This is a genomic window from Limnoraphis robusta CS-951, assembly GCF_000972705.2.
The window spans coordinates 1-7229 of the sequence record NZ_LATL02000320.1; the positions used below are offsets into that span (position 1 = coordinate 1).

The 7229-nt window shown below is 40.6% G+C and carries 7 protein-coding genes and 2 pseudogenes; 2 read left to right on the forward strand and 7 right to left on the reverse strand.

Translation table 11 applies throughout. From position 1 onward, the window contains the following. Positions 1-131: pseudogene (locus tag WN50_RS32875) on the forward strand (photosystem II D2 protein (photosystem q(a) protein)); the annotation flags it as partial. Between the two features lie 75 nt (positions 132-206). Here the strand turns inward: WN50_RS32875 and WN50_RS27000 are convergent. The 7 genes from WN50_RS27000 to WN50_RS27030 all read right to left on the reverse strand — a co-directional run bounded on the left by WN50_RS27000 (position 207) and on the right by WN50_RS27030 (position 6799). Continuing rightward, complete coding sequence (locus WN50_RS27000; RefSeq protein WP_046281820.1) at positions 207-746, reverse strand: DUF1499 domain-containing protein; 540 nt, start codon at positions 744-746, stop codon at positions 207-209. A gap of 189 nt (positions 747-935) precedes the next feature. Continuing rightward, positions 936-1574, reverse strand: coding sequence for a transaldolase family protein (locus tag WN50_RS27005; protein ID WP_046281821.1), 639 nt, complete (start codon positions 1572-1574; stop codon positions 936-938). Between the two features lie 261 nt (positions 1575-1835). After that, positions 1836-2492 (reverse strand): SanA/YdcF family protein, encoded by a 657-nt coding sequence (locus tag WN50_RS27010; RefSeq protein ID WP_046281822.1) that lies wholly within the window; start codon positions 2490-2492, stop codon positions 1836-1838. A 285-nt stretch (positions 2493-2777) separates the two neighbouring features. Further along, a complete protein-coding gene (locus WN50_RS27015) occupies positions 2778-5660 on the reverse strand; it encodes a CHAT domain-containing protein (RefSeq protein WP_049561314.1) in 2883 nt (960 codons plus the stop codon). Positions 5661-5731: 71 nt separating this feature from the next. Then, positions 5732-6160, reverse strand: a complete 429-nt coding sequence (locus tag WN50_RS27020) for a ferredoxin (protein WP_046281823.1) — start codon at positions 6158-6160, stop codon at positions 5732-5734. Then, positions 6160-6546, reverse strand: a complete 387-nt coding sequence (locus WN50_RS27025) for a DUF1257 domain-containing protein (RefSeq protein WP_046281824.1) — start codon at positions 6544-6546, stop codon at positions 6160-6162. Before WN50_RS27025 ends, WN50_RS27020 begins: the two co-directional genes overlap by 1 nt. A 43-nt stretch (positions 6547-6589) precedes the next feature. Continuing rightward, positions 6590-6799 (reverse strand): DUF2997 domain-containing protein, encoded by a 210-nt coding sequence (locus WN50_RS27030; protein WP_046281825.1) that lies wholly within the window; start codon positions 6797-6799, stop codon positions 6590-6592. Positions 6800-7103: 304 nt separating this feature from the next. Between WN50_RS27030 and WN50_RS34390 the strand changes: the two are divergent. Further along, positions 7104-7229 (forward strand): annotated as a pseudogene (locus tag WN50_RS34390) (saccharopine dehydrogenase-like oxidoreductase); the annotation flags it as partial.

Below are 7229 nucleotides of genomic sequence, written 5' to 3' on the forward strand. Positions count from 1 at the left end.
AATTTGAAACATTCTATACCAAGAACATTTTGTTGAACGAAGGTATCCGCGCTTGGATGGCTCCCGTCGATCAACCTCACGAAACCTTTGTATTCCCTGAAGAAGTTCTACCTCGTGGTAACGCGCTGTAAGACATCGGAAGGATTTAAAACTCGCTGATAAATTTAACCCCCTGCTAGATTGTAGGGGGTTTTAACATTTTAAAATTAAGACTCAAAAACTGATCGGATCATTTCAATCCGATTGCGATTAACCCCTAAATCTGACTCTCCTAAACGAGATGCTGAACGCACATGAATGATTTGCTCCGGTTTATCAAGACTAAATTCTACATCATCTACAAATCCCATAAGGGCTGAAGTGAATTCAGCATAAAGATAACTTTCGGTTTCCGTGATAATTTTGGCGTTATCCATATTTTTGATAATGGTTTTTAGCTTCTCAAAAGCTTCAGTTGGAGATTGATCGCCATAATTAAGCGGATCGATCTGATGAACAACATCCATACTTTGGCTAGAGACACAGTTGGGAGAATCGGGACAATTAGCGAATTTCCCCTCCTCAACCCCTAAATTCTTCGGTCGATTTCCTGAAAAGGAAAAAAGACTAGCAATCATCTGGGGAGGTTGAAATGTTTGAGCAAAAGCACTGGGAATTTCCCCAATATAACTTGATATTGTCAGTCCTAAAGCAACGATTAAAGTTACAATATTCAGCCGAGAGGGTTTGAGAGAAAATATCTTCATGTTTTGTCAGTGTTGTTAAAGGTTTCTGCTAGGAAACGCTAATGATATGATATCCGATTAATGAATGATTATTGTGTAGGGGCGGGTTCTGCCCAAATCTTTGTCCCCTATTAAAGAATGTCAATAAACCCGCCCTACCTCGATAAAAGAATCAATCAACCGGACGTAGTATGAAATACCAATTCAGTTTCAACCCTTGAGTCCAATACCATTTTGGGCAAATTCTTCAACGGTTTTCTCTGAAAGTTCGTGAGTGGTGATCGCTGTTAAAATATCGAGAGGAAGGGTTAAATGAGTCGCTCCCGCTTTTAAAGTGGCTGCGGCTTCTTCGGGTGATTTAATACTGGCTGCTAAAATTGTTGTATTGCTTCGGTGAAGCACAGCCGACATCTCCTCGACTAATTTAATCCCATCGCCCAACAGTCGAGTCGCTCGGTTAACATAGGCTATAGCATATTTCGCCCCTGCTTCCATCGCTACGGCGGCTTGAGCGGCACTGTAAATGGCTGTTACGGAACAAGCAATATCTGGAGACAGACTCGCGACAGCTTGAAACCCGATAGCAGTCGCCGGAATTTTTAACACCGTTTGAGTTCCCAGGAGTTCAAAAGCGGCTTGAGCTTCTGTTATCATCCCGTCTAAGTCAGAAGCGGTGAGTTGATAACAAATTTCTCCCGATGTGGTTTGTTTGAGTTGTTTGAGCGTTTCCGCCGGGGAAAGGCTACTTTTCGCCAATAACGTTGGGTTCGTGGTTATTCCTTTTACCCAACCCCATTGACTGACTGCCCTTGCTTCTTCAATAATCGCCGAATCAAGATAAAGTGCCATTGTTTAATTTTGTCTAAACTCCCCACACAACAGCATAAAGCAAATCACTGAAGTTTAGAAGTTCAGTATAGCACTACGCATTATGGTTAGGACATTAGTAAAAGCGAAAAGTTGGCGGTGTCGGTTTCCGTCCCGCCAAACTTTTTAAGAAGCTGAAAACCTTTTTTATCTAACTTTTGCCTTTTGCATGATTGCCTTTTGCCTAGCGCGTAGCGCTATAGAGGTCATTGATCAATTACCCCTACAAGACTGATAACTGTCTTACATTCCCTCAAACGGCCCCAAAAAAGTGGGTTTAGGATGTAGAATATGAAGATCTAACAAAGCTTTAATAATCGCTAAAATCTCGCGTTGGGTATAAAATCGCATGGGTTCATCTTGATATCTGCCCCAGTCAGCAGTACCGTAACCAACCGCATCAATACCCAGTTGATTGCAAGTGTAGACGGCACGGGGTAAATGATATTGTTGAGTGATTAATACTGCCCGTTCAACTCCGAAGATTTCTCTGGCTCGATAACAGCTTTCATAGGTACTAAACCCAGCGTAGTCAAGTTTGATGTCTTCTAGGGGAATTCCTTGATCTTGAGCGTAGGTTTGCATGGCTATAACTTCATTGTATTCTGGCGTGGCGTTATCTCCAGTCATTAAAATTTTTTCAACTCGTCCCAGATGGTAGAGATCAATGGCACCTTGTATTCGGTCAGCCAGCATGGGCATTGGTGTTCCATCTTCCCACACACCCGCCCCAAAGACAATGGCAACAGGTTTAATCGGAACTTGGTTGATATTGGTATAACGACGATTTTGGGTAATGATTTCAACATAAGAACGGAGTGCTAATGGCGTTAGCAAAGCTCCCAAGAAGATCAGAGGGAGAAAAATATGCCAGTAACGGACTAACCCTTTCGGCAGCATTAATATCCTGCTTGACTGTAGCAGTGGACAATTTTATCGTAAAATGCGGGGTTCAATCTTGTGTGTTGTTGCGTTTGAGGGTATCTTTAGGGCTAAAGCCCAACAACTCGCCCAACAACTCGCCCAACAACTTGTGATTTCTACTGATTAGGGCAGGCAGATTCCGGAAATTTGGCAAAGCAAAGGGTTACTATAGCAATGACCAGGGAGCGTGTTTACAACTTTAATAGGTTTCCTCCTTCTCAAGATACCAGCCCTCACTGCTATAGCTGTTATAATCTATTCCTAACGCCAATCTCCTACTAAAATATAAGGCGCCCAAAACAGAGGAGCATCATATCGATTCTTTTCTTTTAGAAAGGCCAGTTGAGCTTGACGAAGTGCTTCTGCTCTCGATTTTCCTTGAATTAATTGTTCGTAAAAGTGACCCATAAATTCAGTTGCTGACTGATCATTTAAACTCCACAATGATGCAATTGTACTTCTGGCTCCGGCTCTAACTGCCATTCCTGCTAATCCTAAAACGGCTCGATTATCTCCGGGAGCGGTTTCGCAAGCACTGAGAACTAATAAATCAATGATCTGAGTTTTGTTTTCCTCCCAACTGCGAAAAAATTCATCCATTTGCTTAATATTAATCGGCCCATCTGAAGCCAGAATAAATGTTTTTTCAGCTTGTGAACTAAACTGACCATGAGTGGCTAAGTGAATCACTTGAAATCCTTGAGAACTCATGGTTTTTTCAAGATTCTGACGATTAAATTCTTCATTGAGTAACTGTTCACTATTAATAATAATGTCTTGAATTTTCTGTAATTCTTGGGGAACATTCAGCAGCGAAGCAAACTGTTGACGAAATTCTTCTGGCGGTTCGACTAAACCTGCACTCAAAGCATTGACAGGTCTATTCATCGGTTTTGGGTCTAATAATTGTAGTCCGGGCTGAATGACAACCGGATGTTTTTCGATTAGATATTGTTTGCCATCATAAAGCGCTGTCATCGGAATATTTCGCAGTTCATCATCCAGCACAAAAACTAAGGTTTCATCGGCTTTTAATTGAGTTTCTAAAGGTTCAAGCAACCAACGATAAACTTGTTCTGATAATCGTTTAATTTCTTGATAAGCATAGGGCTTTTGAAGTTGAAATCTGAGTTGCTTTAGAGTATTTCTTAATTCTATTTTCGAGACAGGTGTTCTATAATGAAAGAGTTGATTATTCGGTAAACTGGCAATGATTTCTAATCGGTTTTCTAAAACAATTCCATAGATAACGACTGCATTAGCATCAATTTGATCAATCGGTTGCGGTTCTGCTTCTAAACAAGCATCTTGAAAGAAATTATCGAGTTCGGCTAACTGAAGATCTTCAATGACTTCTCGGGCTTGTTTTAGGTTTTCTAGAGATGGAGTTTCTGATATTAAAAGTAGATCAACGAACTCTCGATAAACCGGTTCAACGCGATCGCGAAAATCAAACTGTACATCTTGACGAATGGCAACCAGATCTTTTCTCAAAGATTGTAACGTTTTTACCGCTCCATTATAAGCTAAAATTACACTTTTTGTATCTAATGGTAGCTGATTTTTTAAAATTCTACCGAATTGCCATTGCCATTGATAAACAATTTCTTCAGCTTGAATAGACTGCGCTAAAAATAAAGCATCTTGAGTATAAAGTTTAGCTTCTTGCCATTGTTGGCGTTGTTCGTAGAGTTGACCTAAATAACCGAGTGCATAGGATTGAACTCGGGGATCTGCGAGTTGTTTTGCTTGTTGGATAGTGGTTAATAAAAGCTGTTCAATATTTTGATAAAGTAGAGGCTGATATAAGGCTAACTTCATCAAGCTTTGTACTAAATCTAGTTTAGCATAAATTGCAGTTCGACCTAAAGGAAGATTGTTAATTTTTGACTCTATACTCTGCCAGTTTTCCTTCTCAAACTCAATTTGAGATTGAACATTATTCAAAAAATCTGCATCTTTTTCTGAGTCTAACCCCTCTGTTAATTCTAATAATAAACTGAGATGATTGAGTCTAGCTCTAATTTCAGTTATTACCGCAGAAGATTTAACCGCTTGTTGATAACAATTTAAAGCCGTTTGAGCTGATTTTTTCGCTAGAGTTGGATTGTCTAATTCTTTTTGTTGTTGATAGATAGCTCGTGCAGTATTTGCTAAATTAAATTGAGCGTCTTTAATTTCTTGGGGGGACTGTAATTGTTGAGCTGTTTCTAACAATTCTAACCCAACAACTCCGGCTGAGAGTTCAGTAGAAGTAGAATTTTTGACTGAATAACTCTCTAAAATCAGACAAGAACTTTCATCAATATAATCAATATTACCGAGATTTACTAACAGTCGGAGAATATTACTAAGACTGCGAAGCTGAGAAACTTTCAAAACAGAATCAGGTTGTAATTTTAGTGTTTCTTTGACTTCAATTAACGTTTTCTCCACTCGACGATAAAGCCCCAATCCTTGCAAAGCTTGAGCTTGATTCAGTAAACTTTGAATGATTCCATTTTGGTTCTGAGTTTGTTGATAAGTTGTCTCCGCCAGTTGCCAAGTTTCCAAAGCCTTGTTATATTCACCTAAAGAAAAGTAGAGGTTTCCTTGAATGTTCAAAGCTTGAGCTAAGGTGGCAATCTGTCGATTATTGTTATTTGAAACAGAATGCAGCAACTCTAAACTTTTTTGAATGGCTTGCGCGGCTTCTTCCCACTTTCCTAATTTTTGTAGACTCAGAGAAAGATTACCGAGTGCAATGGCTTGTTTTAATTTATCCGTTTCTGTTGTCGCAACTTCTGTCCAGAGTTGTACCGCTTTCTCAAAATCACCTGCTTGATAAAAATCTCGACCTTGTTGTTCGAGTTGGGAAATAGAATACTGTGGTTTTAGAGGAGTTATAGAAGCTGTTTTGAACAAAGAAGTGAATGTCGATAATTCAAAACCCATAACAGGTTTTTGACAGGATAATCCCATAGCCAAGAAAAATCCTAACAGCACCCAGAGGACTAAGTAAAGAATTTTTGTTAAAATAGACAATAGAGATTTTTGGGTGATCATGGTTAAAGGTTTTGCATTTCCAGCGATCGCCAAATCTGCGTTCAAACTCAAAGCGCCATCAATAGAAATGCCGGAAAAAATCCTCTCCAGAAAAAACACCAGACTTCACTTGTAGGTGCTGCTGGTGTATAGATGTCAATCGAGATCACTGCAAATGGATAGGGCGATTATTAACCTTTTTTGCGTTTCCGGTTAACCATTGAAGCCTCAACCGGAAATCCCACAACCGGGATAACTTGATGTTGGCGTTCCGCTTCAAGCTGTTTTAACTCGGTATAATCAACCCAGTGAATGCAATCAACCGGGCAAGTCTCTATTGCTTCTTGTATGATCTCTTCGGGATCACCATCTTGCCGAAACACTCGACTTCGCCCATAATCAGGTTCGAGATAGAAGGTATTACGGGCAACATGGGCGCAGTGCTTGCAGCCGATACAGGTGGGTTCATCGACATAAACCCCTTTTTGCCGCAATGCACCCCCCAACTCCGGCTCAAAGCCTGAACGCTGTGACGCATCCCGCAAACCCCCTCCCAGTTCCGGTTCTAAACCTGAACGTTCTGGTGTTAGGTTAATCGACGATGCAGACCATTCAGACATTAGGCACTCCAACGTTGGACAACGAGACGAATTGAACCATCTTGGTTTTGCTGTTGTTCGGCAATTTGAAAGCCTTGTTTGCTGCTTTGACTAACAACGGTATGATAAGCATAGCGTTGAGTCACCTTGTTCACAAAGCGATCAACGGGGATGGGTTGCTGCCAGAATTGCAAATCAGCGACTAATTCATATTCAGTCCCATTCCAGCTAAAGCCGATATCATAACCATTGTTTTGTTCAATCAGAATTTCAGCCGAACGAGTTTGACCTTTGTAGCCTCTAACTTCTATTGGGCCTGATTTCCAGTCAATTTTTAGATCCGATAAAGCGGCTTTTAAAGAAGTCAGATTGCGAATTTGTGTTTTGATTTGGCTAAAGTGTGACATAGACGCTAATGTTGAACGAATTGAATGAATTCCGGGGTAAAGTTTACCAATTGCTAAAATTGACCTTGGCAGTCGCCGTTTGAGATTGATGGTGTGTTTGTGCAAAATATTCAGAAGTAGTCTCCTGAGTTAGCACGACACCCAACTCCGCTTCAATGGCTTTAGTAACCTCCTCACAGGAAGCACCGACAATGCCAGTGACTTTTTCCTGGACTCGGCCATCGGGATAGATCACGAACTCTAAGGTTTCCATAGATTGAGCTGACTGCTACAAGATATTGAAGATCCTCATCGACACTGCTCGGGCAGTGACAACAATTTTTGCGATCGCTTCATCATTTGACTGACTCGCAGATCCCTACATCAATTTTGACGAATGGATCTAAAAGGAGTCATAGCTTCACAAAACTTATTAATATCTGAGGCAAAGGGTAAATCATATGTTAAGTTTCGCGTAGATTTCCCCCAGAGTCAAGGTAGTTTTACTCAAAGCTTGCTTGCCTTGTCTCCACAATAATCAACGATAATAAAAGATTGTCTAATCAAAAAATGATGCTATGAGTCAAATACCAATCCAAAAAGAATTCACTCAATCTCCCATGCGAGTCGGCATACTGGGATTTGGGGGATTAGGACAAGCGGCGACAGGCGTTTTAGCCGCCAAACAGGAAATGCTTTGGGTA